Below are 17388 nucleotides of genomic sequence, written 5' to 3'. Positions count from 1 at the left end.
ATGGCCCCTTATGTTCAAGCTATTACCTCCAGTGGCAGAACTTTATTCGCAGTGATTAATGATATTCTTGATTTGTCTAAGATTGAATCATGTAAGTTAGCACTTCACTATGAACCTGTCAATTTAAGAGGATTAATTGGAGAAATCTTACCAATATTTAGCCCAAATACAACTCATAGAAATTTAATCTTGCGCTCAACCATTGACGATACCGTACCTCAAACTATTTACATTGATGAAGTCCGGTTGCGACAAATCCTTTTTAAGGTTGTCGGCAATGCTTTGAAATTCACAGAACAAGGATACATTCAAATAACTATCCGCGCTCATCTTTATTGTACAAACTTAGAAGAAAAAGTTTGGTTAGAAATTACTGTTGAAGATACAGGTATTGGCATATCTCGTGAACAGTAACAAGGTATTCTTGAGGCATTTGTTCAAAGTTGAGGTCACAGCAGTCGCAAATATGATGGTACAGGGTTAGGACTAGCAATCACTAAGTGATTAATGAATATTATGGGTGGAATCATCACACTCCAAAGTGAATTAGCAAAAGGTAGTATTTTTACGTTTGTTTTCCCAGCAATTTCTCCTGCAAATAGTTCAATAGAAATAGTCGCAGAATCATACCGAAATGATGATTTAAACCAGTTTGCACTCAGTAGAATTTTAGTTGTAGATGATGTGGTATCAAATCGGGAATTAATTCAGGGATATTTCCATAAAACTCATCATCTAGTTTTGCTTGTAGAAGATCGATAGCAAACGATTAATTTAGCTCAATTACATTATCCCGATTTAATTTTGTTAGAGTTGAGGATGGGTCTTATGGATGGGAAAGAAATAGCACAACATCTAAAACAGCATGAAGGAACTAAACATATTCCTATCGTTATTCTCACTGCTTCATCTCAAACTCAAGAGAAAGATAAACTTGAGAAAACTTGTCAGGGTTTTTTATCTACACGTATTAGCTGTATCCAACTTCTTCAAGAACTCAAAAAACATTTACACGCTGTGAGTAATTTTGGAACTTCCAAGCAATTAGATAGATTATCTACTGATTCGGAAGAACCAGAATTGTTGCATATTTCAATTAATTACCCATAAAAAATATTAATCAAATTACAGGAAGAATAAATGGTATTGAATAGTTTACGTAGAAATTTAAAAATACGGCATATAAAGAAATTTATTCGGCGTTTAGGAACTTGGTGACAGGAGTATCACTATCCGTTATTACTGGAATATGCTGATTCTGTGCAAACTAATTTGCATGCTTTTGATATCGAGCAACTATCTTAGATAATTGAGCAATTTCCATCTTTGTAACAAACACTAGAAAACCTAATTCACAGAGAGAATAAAAAGTGTTTGTAAGTAATTTAGAATTGCTATATCATATATAGTACAGCTGTGAATTCAAAATGCTTCTTTCAGAAGAGCTACGTTAACAAAATAGTGCTTCCACCAGGCTGCGCCAACAAAATTCAAAATGTATACGGCATCAGCTTTTCAGAAATTTGAATCAGCTTTGGTGATTGCCTTTTTCCTAGTTTTGGACTGGAAATGCTCATGGGGGAACTTTCACCTCCTATCCTAGTCGTATAGTCACTTGATCAGCATTTCTGGGTTCTATAAAGTAGAAAAGGCAAAATAGACGCTAAAATCGATCCAGCCTTTGTATTTTCGTGGTTTTGTCCCAGATAAATCAGAGTGCGGTTCACTGCATAAATCCTAACTGTCAACGTCCCTATCCCCAACCTTGGGGAAACAAATTTTGTAATAGCTGTGGTGCACCGCTACATTTGTTAGACCGCTATTACCCAATTCAACCTTTGGGTTCAGGAGGTTTCGCCCAAATTTATACCGTTTGGGATGAAAAAAACCAAACTGAAAAAGTGCTGAAAGTGTTAGTGGAAGACTCTCCCAAAGCTTTGGAATTATTTATTCAGGAAGCGCAGGTTTTAAGTAGTTTCCATCATACTGGTGTTCCCAAAGTTGATGCTGATGGGTATTTTCAAATCAATTTGACTGTTCCTAAACCACACCAGTTAGCTTGTCTGGTGATGGAAAAAATTTATGGCCATAATTTAGAAGAGATTCGTAGAAATTATCCCCAAGGATGTCCAGAGCATTTGGTGCTAAATTGGTTTGCACAAGCTGTGAAGATTTTACAGGAGTTGCATAAACGCCAAATTATTCATCGGGATATTAAACCTTCTAATTTAATGTTGCGTACTCCTTCACCTACTGCACCTCTACAAGCGGAACAATTGGTGTTGATTGATTTCGGTGGTGCTAAACAATTTAGTGGTGCAATATTACGATCGCACTCTCCCTCGACCCGATTATTTTCTTCTGGGTATAGTCCACCAGAACAAATGATTGGCGGTAATGTGGGACCTGCGGCTGATTTTTATGCCTTGGGACGCACAATAATTGAATTACTTACAGCTAGGTATCCCCAACAGTTGGAAGATCCCATTACTGGAGAATTACGTTGGAGAAATCGGTGCAGTGTTAATCCACGTCTCGCAGATTTACTAGATGAAATGATACAGACGGATGTGCGATCGCGTCCAGCCCATGCAGCTATCATTCAAGAAAGGTTACTGAAAATTGTTCCCGCAGAATCAAAACCAGGGTTATTTACCCAATTAAAAAACACCGTTATCCAAACCGTCACCCAATTTACCCTAGCTGTGGGTAACACAACCCTATTCACAGTTCAGGCAATTTTCAAATTCTTACTAGCTTGTCTGGGAACAATTTGGGCGATGATTTTAGGCGGGATGGGTGCTAGTTTAGGGACTATCGCTGGTTTTCTTTTGGCTTATCAAACCAAATTAGGCGCTTTCGTTGCAGAATTTATCTCACTTCAATTACCCGAATTAATTCAAAATTCCCAAACTGGTTCAGCAAGGGAAATTATAGTATATGCAGTTACTGGTTTGGGAACTGCTTGGGGAATTACTCTATCTGGAAGTTTTGGTCAAAAAAGACGATTTTTAGTATCAGCTTTCATGGGTTTAATTGGCTATAGTTTAGGTTGGATAATTTGGCAATTTATCAAACCACATAATAGTGCAGAGGGTTTAGTTCCATGGATGCTGGTGTCAATTTCCCTGCTAACTCTGGGTTTAGGTCTTCGCACCCATTCCCTAGCTTACACTTTGATAGCTGCCTTTGGTAGTGCCAACATCATCGCAGCTTTAATACATCTAGGGTTAAAAATCTCCTTTATCCATTTTTCCAATCAACCAAGCTTTTTAGAGTTATTTTCACCTATTGCTTTTTTTGGTTTTATAGGTATTTTAATCAGTCTTTGTTTAGGGTTAAGTTATTACCTTATTGTCCCTTGTTTGCGTTGGTTGGGATGGCGATAATTAGGGTTTGCGGAAAAAGTCTTTTCCTAAGGGCTAGGAGTCAGGAGGGAGAATTAGAAGGAGGTAAGAATAGTCTCGAATCTGGGAAAGTGATTGATTGGCTATGGCTTACGCCACGCTACGCTACGCCACGCTACGCCACGCTACGCCACGCCACGCCACGCCACGCTATCGCTAGTGCCTCAGGCAATCGGTTTGTGATGGTTTCAAGGCTTATTCCTTGCACCTTATTCACCTTTTCAACCCCTACAACTAATGACGGTTAAAACAAGATCCCCCTAGCTGTTTTTTCTTTAAGCTAGGGGGATCACATATTTGGTAGTCTATAAATCTTTCGGTATAGTTAACTAAAATAAATTTTATATCATTTATTTGGCTTTGGCTAGTCTTGCCGTTATAATTTTCAGAAATTTTATATCTTCTTCATAATTCCTGAAGTGATATGTAGAGCTTGCTGAAAAAGTTGTTCGTGACGATTAGGAATCAGGAGTCAGGACTTAGGAGGAAGAAGAGGAGGATTTAGAATCATCTAGAATCTGAAAAAGTGTTTGAGTTTTCATGGTATCAAGGCTTATTTCCTGCATCTTATCCACCTTAAATAACCCTTAAACTATTGATTTATCCAGGTTTTCCGTTTCTATGGCTTAACGCCATGCTACGCTATCAGCAAACCCTATGTATCAGGGTTCTCGTGAAATGGTATTACCCTGCTTCTTAGGTCAGGAAGAGCATTTTCCTAATTAACACTTATCTATCATGGGAACAACACTTATTAACTATAATCAATTCCATGCTGACCCGGATTAAAGACTTAGCTACCAACCTAGCACCCCGCTTACTGGAGATTCGCCGCCATATTCACTCTCACCCAGAACTCAGCGGACAAGAGTATCAAACGGCTGCTTTTGTTGCTGGTGTGTTGTCTTCTAGCGGGTTGCACGTGGTAGAAGGAGTTGGGAAAACTGGTGTTATTGGTGAATTACAAGGAACTCAGCACAATGAAAAGGTGTTGGCAATTCGCACAGATATGGATGCATTGCCAATTCAAGAACGTAGTGGATTGGAATATGCTTCTCGCAATATGGGGGTAATGCACGCTTGTGGACATGATGCTCATACTACTATAGGGTTAGGTACGGCAATGGTGCTTTCCCAAATAGCAGAGGAGTTGGGGGGGAAAATCAGATTTTTATTTCAGCCAGCAGAAGAAATTGCCCAAGGTGCAAGCTGGATGGTAAAAGATGGGGTGATGAACCATGTTTCGGCAATTTTAGGTGTTCATGTTTTTCCTTCTATTCCTGCTGGTTATGTTGGGATTCGTTATGGTGCATTGACAGCAGCAGCAGATGATTTGGAGATTATGATTATTGGTGAGTCTGGACATGGTGCGCGTCCCCATGAAGCTATTGATGCGATTTGGATTGCTTGCCAAGTTATTACTTCATTGCAACAAGCTATTAGCCGCACTCAAAATCCTTTGCGTCCAGTGGTGTTGAGTATTGGTAAGATTCATGGTGGGAGAGCGCCAAATATAATTGCTGATCAAGTACAGTTATTAGGTACGGTGCGATCGCTCCATCCAGAAACTCGCACTCAACTGCCAAGTTGGATTGAAAATATTGTTGCTAATGTTTGCAATTCTTACGGTGCAAAATATCAAGTTAATTATCGTCAAGGTGTACCCAGTGTACAAAATGATTACGCGCTAACAAAATTATTGCAGTCATCCGCAGAAGAAGCTTGGACAACTGATCGCATTCAAGTTTTACCAGAACCTTCCCTTGGGGCTGAAGATTTTTCCGTGTATTTAGAACACGCTCCCGGTTCCATGTTTCGTTTGGGTGTAGGCTACCAAGATCGCAGCATTAATCATCCTCTACATCATCCCCAATTTGAAGTTGATGAATCTGCAATTGTTACCGGGGTTGTGACCTTGGCTTATGCGGCTTATAAATACTGGAAAATAAGTAGAACGACGTGAAAAAACAAAAGTATGTAACAAAATGTCAATTAGTCTGAAAACCTCTTCACTCTTCCATGAGTGCCTTTTGCCCTTCGGGAAGGCGAAGTGCCTACATGGGCGAAACCACGCTACTTAGTTTATGCCCGGAAACCCTTCCACCGCAGCTGCTTCCCAAGACCGCGCTGGTTCACCTCTTTTGTCATAACGACAATTTTTAACACCCACTTACTTAAAATAAATGCCTTTTCCAGCATTGAGTTGTAATCAGGTATGATTGTAATACACTTGCTGGACATTCAGCCTCAACAACAAAGATATTAATTAATTTTATGCGTTGAGAATTTATTTATAAATATGTGATGTTGTAGAGGTTGCGTTATTGCTTTACTCTAACCTCATCTACTGCAATAAATTATCTCCAGCTGAAAAACATGGCACAAGAAATTATTTACGAAACACTTAATGACAACGGAACAAGACAAACCGGAGCAGGATTGGACAATAAAAACCTCATCTCTATTAATCATGCCACCAATAGAAAGTCTAGAATCATCACCACAACCTATTAATTAATAATAATTGGTATTTATTAACTGTGCCTTCTAAGAGACGAGAAGTTTTTCTAAAAAATCTGAGAATTTGTGATTGAACAAAATAAACTATAAGAATTAGTTTTAGATATTAAGATTCCTCAAGATTGCGTGTATGAAGATATGGTTTGACTGAATCTCACTAGTTTTAAAACCGCCTCTACATACCTACATAAAGTTCAATGTTTTCAACACATAGAACGAAAACCATTACAATCAGCACAAGTTAATCGAATGTTAGGTATTGGGTGAATCAAATAATGAACAACAATATCCCCGATTTTTTATAGAAGTCGGGGATATGATTTTCTGATAAATTCTAGACAGTTGCTTCTGTTCTAGTCCCTCCCATTCTTTCTTGAATTCTGCCCTTAGCAGCTTTGAATTGTGTAGCTAATTCCTCAGCTTCTCGACTACTCATATTGTTGCGAATAGACGCAAACATTGTGCTTTCTTCTTGGCGAATATGGTCACCAATTTCATCCCATATTTGTCTAATTCTGTCTTTGAATTCAGGTACAGAAGGGCTAATAGTTCTCAATTGCTCAAGTGCTGGACCCCAGCGGGCTTGTTCATTATATAATTCTTGAGTATTCTCTTCACCGTAAAAAGGACGTACTGTAGGATAGACAACTTCCTCTTCCGCACCTGCATGGGCACTGAGATCCTTAAAGATTTGTCCAAAATATTCTTGAATTTTTTGAGGGTTATCGCTTTGTAGTAATTCTGTAAACAAGATATTTACCTTATTGTGATCCATACGCAGAATATCTTGGATATTCATATCCTGTTTGTCAGAAGTTTGGGTGACAGCACTACCTACAGCACCACTAATAGCTGCGATCGCATCTTGAACTCTAGACCAAATTCCTTGGTCTGCATCTTGTCCAGTCAATTCCCGCACACCCAAAATTTCTAAAATTCCTTTCAGTTGTTCTTGATGAGCGCGGTTTTCAAAATTGATCGTATTTAAAGGGCCAATTGCAGCCATGACATCAGCACCAACTTTCTGTACAGCTTTATGAATTGTCAGACCATTCATTACTTGTTGATGTTTCAATAACTCATGCTGAAATACTTTTTCAAAGAAACTTAATTCATTACCTTCCATGAATTGGCGAACTATTTGTACCACTTCTTGTGCAGTTGAATCTGCATCTTTGTGGATGCCATATTGAACCAATACAGTATCAAGAATGGCTAGATTTTTGCGATCATCATCTAGCATTCTGCGGAGACTATCAGCAATTTCTCCATCTGTACATTCTCTCAAAAATCGTTCGTCATTATCAATAAGCAACTGTTGCAGTAATTTCATATCTGCTAATTTTACTGCTATAGCGTTTCGTCTGGTATCATCTAAAGTTACAACCATTCTGAGTTCTCCTAGCCAAAGTAATCGTATTTATTACCAATCCCAGGTTCGCATAAGAATGAGATAATTTGCATCTTTCTTTTGAACGATTACCTTCATAACTCAGGATATAAAACTATAAATGATTACAAAAAAAATAGCTGTTAATTATGTTGACTTCTACTACTTTAGGTTATAAGGATTTTTATTTCCTTATCTCTCTAAGGAGAGATAAATTATTATAGTTTATTTTATAAAATGTCTCAAAGAGAGTTAACAAATTAGCTCATAATGGCAGACACACCAGGGATAGGAGAAAAAGCACTGAAGAAAGCCGCTGAAATAGGATTATCTAGCCAATTGGATGAAGTAGAAAATTTAGAAGCCAGCATTAAAACTGAAGCACTCAAACTGATTTAGGGAGAACTTGAAAAAGTACACATTGCTCGTGAGGGTTTGGTCATCCGAAAAGACCTCCGCATGACAGAAGAAATGCAAATTACCAGCGTTGCTATTAGTCTTATAGGTGTTGCTCTCGGGACAATTGAACTGACAAAACCAACAATAGGGAAAGCTGAAGTTGTTTTAACAGAAGCGGATATTAATCGAGCGTTTAATTCAGAATAGGTCCGGGATAAATTGCAAAATCACCAAATCACTGTCAATAGTCAAGAAACACCGATTACGCCCCAATACATAGATTTTCATCTACCTGGTGAGGGTAAAGTTATCCTCAATACCAGCATCTTATTAAGAGTAACTGGTAAAATTAAACAAGTTGGCTTTTCCGCAGTTCCTTCTATTAGTGCTAATGGTAAAAACATTTCTTTGGAAAATGTTGAGGATGGGAAAAGTTAACAAATTTAACCAGAATTAACACAAGCTTTGATAGCAGAAACAGGTGAAATTTTGAATTTGAGCAACTTTGATTTAGGACGAATGAGTCTACGAGTCTATAAATTAGAGTTAGAAAAAGGCAAATTAACCTTACAAGCTGAGGCTGATGTTCATAAAATTCCTACTGCTGAATCAGAGGATGTGAAAGAATGGAAACTACAGAACGAAATTCGACACCATTTCCCAATGTCCCACCAGTTATTGAAAGCGACGATAGAGAGTATCTAGATAGTGGTGTACCCAGCACAGTGGCCATCGCTGGACATCCCCTACATCCCCTCAGTATCATCTTTCCTATCGCCTTTTTAGCCGCAGCTTTAGGTAGTGACTTTGGCTATTGGTTAACAGGAGATTTCTTCTGGGCTAGGGCTTCTCTGTGGTTAATAGGACTAGGTTTAGTTACTGGTATCATCGCTTCAGTAATTGGCATGAGCGATTTTTTACAAATTGAAAGAGTTCGCAAACGTACCGCAGGCTGGGTACATTTGATTGTGAACATTTCTATTCTAGTTTTCACGGCCCTCAATTTCATCCTGCGTTGGGGTGATCCTGAGTCACCTATACTACCTTGGGGTTTGTTACTTTCCCTGATTGTGGGGACATTAACTAGCATTACCGGGTGGTTTGGTGCTGAACTTTCCTATCGTCATAAAATCGGTGTAGTAGGTGCAGGTAGTAAAAGATATCCATAACTTAAACTTAAAGTGATCGCCCTATCTTAAATTATGAAGATCAAAAGAGTGCATTTTTGATGAAAGGTAAACAAGTTTTACTCACTGGTGGTACTGGTGGACTGGTTTTAGGTGTCACACCCGCAGTTTTAGCCCAAGGTGCTGAGGTGACAATTCCTTATCGTAGCCCTAAAGATGTAGAATGTCTCAAAGGAATTATCTCACCAGCCGATATTGCTAGAATTCACTTTATTCCTGCTAATTTGGAAGATGAAGCATCTGTAGATAAACTCATCAGCCGGATGACAAAGGTTGATGTGTTAATTCATTTGGTGGGTGGGTTTTCGATGGGTAAGACTCACGAATACAGCTTTTATGACTGGAAACGCGTATCAGAATTAAATCTGAATACAACTTTTTTGACTTGCAAATATAGTCTCAAAAGTATGTTAGAAAATGGCTATGGACGTATTGTTACTGTGAGTTCTCGTGCTGGTGCTGAACCTGCGGGACAACTAGCGGCTTACTCTGCGGCTAAGGCTGGTGTGATAGCTTTAACGAAAGTGATCGCAGACGAAACCAAAGGAACTAACATCACCGCTAATAGTGTCCTCCCTAATTTCATTGACACCCCCACCAACCGGGAAGAGATGGGTGCAGACAATGCAGATAAATGGGTAAAACCGGAATCTATCGCTCAATTTAGCTGCTTTTTAGCTTCAGAAGCAGCTAAAGATGTACGTGCCGCAGCAGTTCCTGTTTACGGGAATATTTGATGATTTAATTGCAGATTTTATTTAATAACCCACCCAGATAAATAACTGCATGGGTATTTTTTGTTGTTGAATAGTAGAATAATATCAATTTCGGCTGACATTGCCAGAGCATTTGGTATAATCTCTCATTGACAATGAGGATTTAGCGCAAGTTGTAGAATAAGACTTACTGAAGTTTATTAGCAAAGTTTGCAATCCTATCATAAAGTAAAAATTCATGTATATAAGAAAAGTTGAAATTAAAAATTTCTGGGGAAATCATTCTTCATGGACACTCAATCAAGACGTAAATCTTTTGATTGGTAAAATAAAAATGGTTCAGGGAGATCAACAATACTATAAATGCTGAACGAAGCAATATTACCGATTGAAGACAGTCAATTTAATTTGAGTTTATTTGATCCATCGCTTTAGAAGACGATATTGTCATCAGAGTTGATAGTGAAAACAGAAGTATTACAGGAAATAAAGAAGGCATGAATTACAGATTAACTACATCATTCATTAATACTTTTGATCTAGATGCAACTCTCATATTACTTGATTACCAACTGGATAAGTTAAAACTAGAATTCGTTACTTATCAAAGAGATTTATAAAATCAATTAGAAGGAGTATTTAAAGAAGATGACAGAGAAGAAAGACTAAATCAATTAGCTAAAATTGAAGCTATCTATGAGCATAAAAAATATTTATTGATATCATAAATGAAGTATTTAACCATACAGAAAAAAGATTTGATGAAAAGGAATTTTGAATTTTACTTTATCAAGATAGGTATCCAGAAACCAATATTACCCCAGAATCTCTTATCTGGTGAATATTACCTAAGAATCTCTCATCTGGTGAAAAAGAAATACTGACTAAAAAAAATACTGGAAGACAGAACTGAATTAGTTTGGCTAATATTTTCAGTCAATTTATGATAGACACTATTTAGAAAAAAATAGGTGATTAGAAATCTATAGGTGATTGCACTCCCAAAGATCAGAAATCATTGATAAGAAATATTTATTTTGGGCTGGGAAACTGATCGCCTTCAGCAAACTTTAGAATAATATTTGAGGCGATCGCATGGAAGTAAAACCTTAACGTTTAATCGGTGTACCGCAACGATAAGAAGGTACTTCCTCAGTACCTTCTTCCTTAACAACTGGCTTGTCTTTAGCCGCAAGGTAATCCTTTTGCAAAGTCTCTAACAATGCTTCCCGTCTATCATACAACCGCTTCACAGGACGAGCTTGACACTGATTCAACACATAAGCCGTTACTAAAGGTATAGCGATCGTACTATCGGTATAACAAACAATGGTGCTGGGTAACTCATCTGGGTCAATCTTACCCCAACTCACCGCTTCCGCTGGAGTCGCACCCGATAAACCGCCTGTATCTGGACGCGCATCGGTAAACTGGACAAAGAAATTATGTCCCCTTTCTTCCAATCCGAGAACTTCGTGAATTTGCGGTTGAGTTTGCAACAAAAAGTTCTTAGGACTGCCACCACCGAGAATTACAGCGGCACTTTTACCATCGGTTTCTCGCGCACCGTAGGCGATCGCAGATGTTTCATTTACATCAATAGCTGGATCTAACACCAACCTTGAACCTTCTAAAGCCAAAGCCGCCACATTCATCCCTATAGAACTATCCCCAGGAGAGGAAGTATAAATCGGTACGCCATATTCATAAGCTGTAGCTAATAAGCAGGAATGCTGCACACCCAATTGCTTTTCTACTTCCCGCACATACTTACCCAGCAAATAATGAAACTCAGCCGTTCCCATGCGCTTTTGAAAAGGTTCTGCTTGTAGAACTTTGCGGATAAATGCATCAGTTTCTAACAGCACATCATAACCGAAAATAATGTCATAAATTCTTATTGTTCCTTCTTCCCGTAATTTTACATCATCTAAAAACGGACTACCAGCAAACAGTTCAAAACCTAAAGCATAGTGTACATCATGGTAAAGATTTGCACCAGTGCTAATCATCCAGTCAATAAAACCATGACGAATCAAAGGCGCAAGGGCGGAAACTCCAAAACCCGCTGGTGTCATCGCCCCGGAAAGACTAACCCCAACTGTTACACCTGCTTGAAAGATATCTTGACTCAGCAGTTTACAAGCTTCGCGCAACCGGGCTGAATTATACGCGGTGAAGTATTCATTAATCAAATCAACTACAGTAATACCCGCTGATATGGGCATGGGTGTGATTTTCTTACCTTGCAGTTTTGACATTTTTGCTCACTTTTAAATAAATGGTAAATACCCCGCATCTAATGTTATCTAGCTTTTCAGCAATTGTTTCAAGTCTTCTTGATACATAGGGTCAGCATCTGGGTTAAAAATCACAATAATTACCTATTTGGGTAAATTACAGCTTTGTTAAAAGCCTCTCCAGACAAGGGTTCAAGGATTGTTAACCCTTTAGTTAAATTTGCTTATTCATTTTCTGTGCGTTTAACGTCTCTATGTAGGTGAAACTTAAGGTTCTTTTTATTAAAATGTCAACAAGAGATTAATTTATTTCTTTGGTAGTAGAAATAATGTTATTGTTAATAACAATAAATAAGTACTTAACTGTAGAAATTACGGAGAAACGTAAATTTTGATTTGTAAAATTTGTTGCTGGATACAATATATAGATGAAAAACGACACCCCAGAAGAATTAAATTCAGATCAAGAGATTTCGCGTTTGATCGATGAGGTAATATCATCATCCCTGAATGACGACCAGTATCGCCAAAAGATGCAGCGACGCAAGGAAATACAGGATAAACGTATAGCCAAAGCCATACCAGAAAAAGGGTTAATTATTATCAATACTGGTCATGGTAAGGGTAAAACTACTGCTGCTTTGGGAATGGTAATGCGATCGCTTGGTCATGGATACAAAGTAGCGATCGTTCAATTTATCAAAGGTGCTTGGGAACCTTCAGAGAAGCGGGTTTTCAGCCATTGGCCAGACCAACTAGAATTTCATGCAATGGGTGAAGGCTTTACCTGGGAAACTCAAGATCGTGATCGCGATTTAGATAAAGCCAGTGCTGCTTGGGACAAATCATTAGAATTCATCCGCAACCCAGATTTTAAACTGGTACTATTGGACGAAATTAACATTGCACTCAAACTAGGTTACTTAGAAGTTGAGCAAGTATTAGCCGGTTTAGTCCAAAAACCACCAGATAAACATATCATCCTCACAGGTAGAGGCGCACCACCAGCTTTAATTGAAAAAGCAGATTTAGTCACAGAAATGACCTTAATTAAGCATCCTTTTCGAGATAAAGGGATTAAAGCCCAAGCTGGAATTGAGTATTAAACTACTGACCAGCACCGCTTAAATCTTGACTACAAGCCTGTAAAATTTGCTGCTCATTAGCACTGACGGAATTTAACTGATGATAGTCTTGCAGTGCTATGGAATGGGCGTAAGTGATAGCATTTTCATCAGTCAACCTGAGTATTCTACTAGCTGTTGAAACTTGAGTTAAACCAGCTTCACCCGGAGAACTAGTTACCGTGATTGCCAATTCTCCCGACTTAGCAAGCGTACCCTGAAAACAGCTAAACTCAGAACTGGGCATATACAATGCACCAATTACCTTACCTTGATGTTTTTGAAAGACAATATAACCTTGTCCTAACTGGTTTGGTGCTGAGGACTGACCATAAAGATAAATTCCATCTTTTTCAGGAAAATTTACTGGTGATGTGCCTTGTAATTGTGTTGTATTTGTGGGAATTGTTTTGGGAATATTTATGATTACAGATTGAGATGATAAATTCTTAGAAGCAAGACTGTTTAATTGCACTTGAATTTTTTGTTCTCTAATATCTTTAGGCTGCGACAAAACAGAATTTGTATCACTAAGTTGAATTTGATTTGTATAGCCTGGTAAATGGGCTACTATAGCGGTAGATTTCAGGTTTATTTTCCTCATTTCCCCAATTACACCCAAACCTAAAATCCCACTAGTAACAAGTAGTCTAATAACAGTAAATTTTAACTGACGAGAGGGAATGAATTTAGAAATATTGTTAAGCACGTGATTTCTCCTGTAATAAAACTAATTACTTACCTGCAATTCGCTTTAATCTTAACTAAATACTGATATTGCGTGATTCCCTCAAAGGTTTTATATATAAGATCTGGAGTCAAGAACCATCAACAAATGAAGTTATTATAGATTTTTGCTTGCTCATCGAACAATATTAAGCCTTAATAATTTCATGCTTCTCCCCAACAATTAATTCTTTTGGGGTATGGAAAATATATTTTTTACACTAGAAATAAAATCTATATCGATATATCTTGAAATTGACATTTTTAGATGTCATGTTCAGTGTGAAATAATCAGATTTTTTGCTCTATTGCCCATTTTGATACCTTTCGTGATTTGTATAAGCAATAAGCAAATTGTGATCAGCGAGATTGCACCCACAGTCCCATTTGCTTGGCTATTGTTAGCTACAACAGCAAGTCTGGGGATTTCGGACGAGATGAGGGAAAATTATAGGGGAAGTGAAATGCTAATGTCTGAGATGTAGTTAATTTTGACACCACTCAGTAAAAAGCCTGAATCGCTTATGCAACTCACTAGCAGCGAAATCCAAGCTATGGGGCGGGAATTAATGCCCGATTATACCCCCGGAGTGGAAGCCCTAAATAACTTATAAAAAGACAATAATGGTAATATGGAAACAGTTTCCGAGTTTTGGTAAACTTTCTTACGCCAATATATATATTATTATGCGGATTTTCCGCTTACAATGTAACCAGAGAGGGAGATTTGAGCTCAACCTATGGAAAAAAGATCAAAGCCGAAGCCCAAAAATTAATTGACAGATGACCTGATAATTTTACTTGGGATGATTGAAAGTAATTCCTGGAAGTATACCAAATGGTGATGGAGCAGCCACAAACTAACCCAACTCCTCAAATTCTATCTTTAGAAAATGGCGAGCGCTTATCACGCCATGAATTTGAACGTCGTTATGCTGAAAGTCCCGATATTAAAAAAGCTAAATTAATCGAAGGAGTAGTTTACGTTGCCTCACCCTTACGCTTTCAACGTCATGCAGTACCTCATGGCAAATTTATGATTTGGTTAGGAAATTATCAAATTTATACTCCCGGAATCAAATTAGGAATCGAACCCACTATTCAGACTAGATCAAGATAATGAACCCCAACCCGATGGAGTTTTATGAATTGAGGCAGCTTTGGGGGGAAACTCGCGGATAACTGATGATGATTATATTGAAGGCGCACCGGAATTACTAGCAGAAATTGCTGCCAGCAGTGCAGCTTATCAGCTATATGATAAGAAAAAGCCTATAAGCGCAACGGTATTCAAGAATATATTGTTTGGCAGAGCTTAGAAAGTAAATTAGACTGGTTTCAGTTACATGAGAGTGAATATATATCACTACAAACTGATGTAGATGGAATTATTAAAAGTCAAGTTATGCCGGGTTTATGGTTATCTATAACCTCATGATTAGCAGGAGATATGGTTAAGGTCTTAGAAGTATTGCAAGCAGGATTAAATTCATCAGAACACCGGTAATTTCTCCAGCATTTATCATGCTAATACTAGAATCCAAGATTGATAATTTTCAACTTTGATATTCTTTTTAGTCAAATTTATCCTACTTATTAACTGTAAAACTTCAATACCTACAACCTGATTCTGTTCATTAAAATCAAGAACAATTCCCGGATAAACTTCTTCATATTCAATAATTTTTGACTCATCGAGACGCAGTCAAATCATAAGGAAAGTTGTCTGTGTCTTTCACTCACTCATCACCTCTGGATATTATTTCACTGTATCATCCAACATTACAGTAGTTTAACAGTCAAAATTAAATCACTCTGGTAATTTCTCTAAAATATCCCTAGTAATATTCACCCGATATTCATCCTTATATTCAATATATATCTCTAACGCCTTCTGCCAATTCTCTCTCAATTCCCTCTTGCTGCTGTATAGTCTTTTTGTGCTGTTGCTAGTGTTCCTAAAGGAACGTAGGTTAAGGCTTGAGAATATCTATCTCCATATTCGATTTTAATATCCAAAGCTTGTTTATAAGTAGATGGTCGTAATTACATATAAAACTTATAGAGGGTATGACAGCTAGTAGTTAAACTGGTGGAAACATAGTGGAACGTTTTATATTTAATTGCACCTAGCTACTTATAACAAATGACCACTGACCACTGACAACGCACAAAAAAATTGCCCCCTGAATTCAGGAGGCGTACAGCTAAAAGTGTAGACAAGCAGCTGCTTGTCTACACTTTTAGCTGGCAACGTATTCTTTAACATTGGCGCGACGGCGACGTAAATGAGCAAGAGCTTGATGCTCCAGTTGACGGACTCGCTCACGGCTGAGGTTTAAGCGTTCACCAACTTTCGCTAAGGACATTTCATTACCATCTTCTAATCCAAAGCGCAATGCTAAAACTTCACGCTGTTGGGGTGTTAGTTCTGCTAACAGGTTATTCAAGTCTTGGCGCAAGAATTCCTGAGTTGTGTAATACTCTGGTGATGGCCCTTCATCTTCCAGCATTTCTTGGAGTTCGGTATCTTGATTATCACCAACTCGCACATCTAAAGATACTGGTTGACGCGCCATGTTCAGATATTCACGAATCTGAGCAGGTTCTAATTCTAGTTCTTTGGCGATTTCTGTAGGTGAAGGAGACCTTCCCAACTTTTGCGCCAACTCACGTTGCACTTTTTTAATTTTGTTCAGCTTTTCGGTAATATGGATGGGTAAGCGGATGGTTCGACCTTGTTGGGCGATCGCTCTCGTAATCGCTTGACGAATCCACCAGTAAGCATAGGTCGAGAACTTATAACCCCGCATGGGATCAAATTTCTCCACACCTCTTTCTAATCCCAAAGTTCCTTCCTGGATTAAATCCAGAAATTCCATATTTCGCTTTTGATACTTTTTAGCAATAGCTACAACCAAGCGCAAATTCGCTTCAATCATTTTCTGCTTGGCTCGCTTACCTTGTGCTACCGTCTGCTTAACTTCGGTTTCCGATTGGTTAACATGGGCAGCCCATTCTGGTAAACTAGGTTCATGGTCTAGTTTTTTTGCCAAAACTTCTTTAGCGTCCAGCAGCGTCATCATTTGCTGCACTTGCTTCCCATACACAATCTCTTGTTCACGGGTTAGCAGTGGTACACGACCAATTTCTCGCAGATAGGTTCGCACCATATCAGCCGTGAATTTGGTATTCAGGTTTTCAGTTTGCGTGTTAACAGTAGGCATTGGCGCGTTATCCTCTACTCCCTAAACACAAGGAATCTTTTCTCAACTAGAGTGAATTGAGAAGGGTGGCATAAACATCACTCGACAGAGGTGAGCTACTATAAGCAATTAATTTATATAGCTGTTGTCAAGACGGTATTACCCTGGGATGGGTTTCCCTACCCTTCCTCAATTTTGGAAAATCTTAGAAGCACACTGGTTTGTTTTCAAGAATTCTTTTTTCCTTCAGTCGCTGACAGCAACTGTAAAACACGAAGTCAGTATGAGTATTACTTTTCAATGGTACGGCAAGTTTGGCAGATAGTAAAGAGAAACAGATAAATCTTTCTATTATAAACCAAAGTGTGCTGTGTGTTAAAGCTGATTTTGAAGTTCCTTAAAAAGGCTAACTATTTTTATAGTGACGTGAAAAACGCCTCTTCTGTTGCTTATAAGTAGCCGGATAACCGAAC

The 17388-nt window shown here is 38.3% G+C and carries 15 protein-coding genes and 2 pseudogenes; 12 read left to right on the top strand and 5 right to left on the bottom strand.

Annotation, left to right across the window (positions count from 1 at the left end; all coding sequences use genetic code 11):
• From AAZO_RS26160 to AAZO_RS07140, 5 genes are all read left to right on the top strand, one after another.
• A complete protein-coding gene (locus tag AAZO_RS26160) occupies positions 1 to 414 on the top strand; it encodes a sensor histidine kinase (RefSeq protein ID WP_049790605.1) in 414 nt (137 codons plus the stop codon).
• A 93-nt stretch (positions 415 to 507) separates the two neighbouring features.
• On the top strand, positions 508 to 762 hold the full coding sequence (locus tag AAZO_RS26155; RefSeq protein ID WP_049790604.1) for a hybrid sensor histidine kinase/response regulator: 255 nt from the start codon (positions 508 to 510) through the stop codon (positions 760 to 762).
• A 6-nt stretch (positions 763 to 768) separates the two neighbouring features.
• Positions 769 to 1110, top strand: a complete 342-nt coding sequence (locus AAZO_RS26150; protein WP_081462725.1) for a response regulator — start codon at positions 769 to 771, stop codon at positions 1108 to 1110.
• Between the two features lie 581 nt (positions 1111 to 1691).
• Positions 1692 to 3389: a serine/threonine-protein kinase gene (locus AAZO_RS07145; RefSeq protein WP_013190722.1), complete on the top strand. Its 1698-nt coding sequence runs from the start codon at positions 1692 to 1694 to the stop codon at positions 3387 to 3389.
• A gap of 790 nt (positions 3390 to 4179) precedes the next feature.
• Complete coding sequence (locus AAZO_RS07140) at positions 4180 to 5370, top strand: M20 family metallopeptidase (RefSeq protein WP_013190720.1); 1191 nt, start codon at positions 4180 to 4182, stop codon at positions 5368 to 5370.
• 891 nt (positions 5371 to 6261) lie between these two features.
• Here AAZO_RS07140 and AAZO_RS07135 read toward each other — a convergent pair.
• On the bottom strand, positions 6262 to 7317 hold the full coding sequence (locus AAZO_RS07135) for a hemerythrin domain-containing protein (RefSeq protein WP_013190719.1): 1056 nt from the start codon (positions 7315 to 7317) through the stop codon (positions 6262 to 6264).
• Positions 7318 to 7587: 270 nt separating this feature from the next.
• Here AAZO_RS07135 and AAZO_RS42350 point away from each other — a divergent pair, with 270 nt between their 5' ends.
• The 5 genes and pseudogenes from AAZO_RS42350 (at position 7588) to fabG (ending at position 9640) form a co-directional block, all read left to right on the top strand.
• A complete protein-coding gene (locus tag AAZO_RS42350; RefSeq protein WP_338027075.1) occupies positions 7588 to 7716 on the top strand; it encodes a hypothetical protein in 129 nt (42 codons plus the stop codon).
• Positions 7717 to 7728: 12 nt separating this feature from the next.
• A pseudogene (locus AAZO_RS42345) lies at positions 7729 to 7923 on the top strand (LmeA family phospholipid-binding protein); the annotation flags it as partial.
• A gap of 12 nt (positions 7924 to 7935) precedes the next feature.
• A complete protein-coding gene (locus AAZO_RS42340; protein ID WP_338027074.1) occupies positions 7936 to 8154 on the top strand; it encodes a hypothetical protein in 219 nt (72 codons plus the stop codon).
• A gap of 188 nt (positions 8155 to 8342) precedes the next feature.
• A complete protein-coding gene (locus AAZO_RS07125; RefSeq protein ID WP_013190718.1) occupies positions 8343 to 8885 on the top strand; it encodes a DUF2231 domain-containing protein in 543 nt (180 codons plus the stop codon).
• 59 nt (positions 8886 to 8944) lie between these two features.
• Positions 8945 to 9640 (top strand): 3-oxoacyl-ACP reductase FabG, encoded by a 696-nt coding sequence (gene fabG / locus AAZO_RS07120; RefSeq protein WP_013190717.1) that lies wholly within the window; start codon positions 8945 to 8947, stop codon positions 9638 to 9640.
• A gap of 1088 nt (positions 9641 to 10728) precedes the next feature.
• On the opposite strand, the gene AAZO_RS07115 is transcribed toward fabG, so the two are convergent.
• Positions 10729 to 11880, bottom strand: coding sequence for a homospermidine biosynthesis protein (locus AAZO_RS07115; protein WP_013190715.1), 1152 nt, complete (start codon positions 11878 to 11880; stop codon positions 10729 to 10731).
• 407 nt (positions 11881 to 12287) lie between these two features.
• Here AAZO_RS07115 and cobO point away from each other — a divergent pair, with 407 nt between their 5' ends.
• Positions 12288 to 12965 carry a cob(I)yrinic acid a,c-diamide adenosyltransferase gene (cobO, locus tag AAZO_RS07110; protein ID WP_013190714.1) on the top strand — a complete coding sequence of 226 codons (678 nt, stop codon included), beginning with the start codon at positions 12288 to 12290 and terminating at the stop codon, positions 12963 to 12965.
• A gap of 1 nt (position 12966) precedes the next feature.
• On the opposite strand, the gene AAZO_RS07105 is transcribed toward cobO, so the two are convergent.
• Positions 12967 to 13692: a hypothetical protein gene (locus AAZO_RS07105; RefSeq protein ID WP_013190713.1), complete on the bottom strand. Its 726-nt coding sequence runs from the start codon at positions 13690 to 13692 to the stop codon at positions 12967 to 12969.
• Between the two features lie 855 nt (positions 13693 to 14547).
• Between AAZO_RS07105 and AAZO_RS07095 the strand changes: the two are divergent.
• Positions 14548 to 15216, top strand: a pseudogene (locus AAZO_RS07095) (Uma2 family endonuclease).
• Between the two features lie 15 nt (positions 15217 to 15231).
• Here the strand turns inward: AAZO_RS07095 and AAZO_RS43465 are convergent.
• Together AAZO_RS43465 and AAZO_RS07090 are read right to left on the bottom strand one after the other, a co-directional pair.
• Positions 15232 to 15414: a DUF2283 domain-containing protein gene (locus AAZO_RS43465; RefSeq protein WP_081462896.1), complete on the bottom strand. Its 183-nt coding sequence runs from the start codon at positions 15412 to 15414 to the stop codon at positions 15232 to 15234.
• Between the two features lie 538 nt (positions 15415 to 15952).
• The gene (locus tag AAZO_RS07090) at positions 15953 to 16936 is read right to left on the bottom strand and encodes an RNA polymerase sigma factor, RpoD/SigA family (RefSeq protein ID WP_013190711.1); all 984 of its coding nucleotides are present in this window, start codon (positions 16934 to 16936) and stop codon (positions 15953 to 15955) included.
• Between the last annotated feature and the right edge of the window lie 452 nt (positions 16937 to 17388).

The sequence above is a fragment of the 'Nostoc azollae' 0708 genome, assembly GCF_000196515.1.
GTDB classification, from domain to species: Bacteria; Cyanobacteriota; Cyanobacteriia; order Cyanobacteriales; family Nostocaceae; genus Trichormus_B; species Trichormus_B azollae.
This window is presented reverse-complemented; position numbering and strand designations above follow the sequence as displayed.

Excerpts from the sequence above, each read along its gene's own strand:
- AAZO_RS07090 (WP_013190711.1), bottom strand. The coding sequence starts at position 16,936 with ATGCCTACTGTTAACACGCAAACTGAAAACCTGAATACCAAATTCACG.
- AAZO_RS26155 (WP_049790604.1), top strand. The coding sequence starts at position 508 with ATGAATATTATGGGTGGAATCATCACACTCCAAAGTGAATTAGCAAAA.
- AAZO_RS42350 (WP_338027075.1), top strand. The coding sequence starts at position 7,588 with ATGGCAGACACACCAGGGATAGGAGAAAAAGCACTGAAGAAAGCCGCT.
- AAZO_RS07135 (WP_013190719.1), bottom strand. The coding sequence starts at position 7,317 with ATGGTTGTAACTTTAGATGATACCAGACGAAACGCTATAGCAGTAAAA.
- cobO (WP_013190714.1), top strand. The coding sequence starts at position 12,288 with ATGAAAAACGACACCCCAGAAGAATTAAATTCAGATCAAGAGATTTCG.
- fabG (WP_013190717.1), top strand. The coding sequence starts at position 8,945 with ATGAAAGGTAAACAAGTTTTACTCACTGGTGGTACTGGTGGACTGGTT.
- AAZO_RS26160 (WP_049790605.1), top strand. The coding sequence starts at position 1 with ATGGCCCCTTATGTTCAAGCTATTACCTCCAGTGGCAGAACTTTATTC.
- AAZO_RS07125 (WP_013190718.1), top strand. The coding sequence starts at position 8,343 with ATGGAAACTACAGAACGAAATTCGACACCATTTCCCAATGTCCCACCA.
- AAZO_RS07115 (WP_013190715.1), bottom strand. The coding sequence starts at position 11,880 with ATGTCAAAACTGCAAGGTAAGAAAATCACACCCATGCCCATATCAGCG.
- AAZO_RS07140 (WP_013190720.1), top strand. The coding sequence starts at position 4,180 with ATGCTGACCCGGATTAAAGACTTAGCTACCAACCTAGCACCCCGCTTA.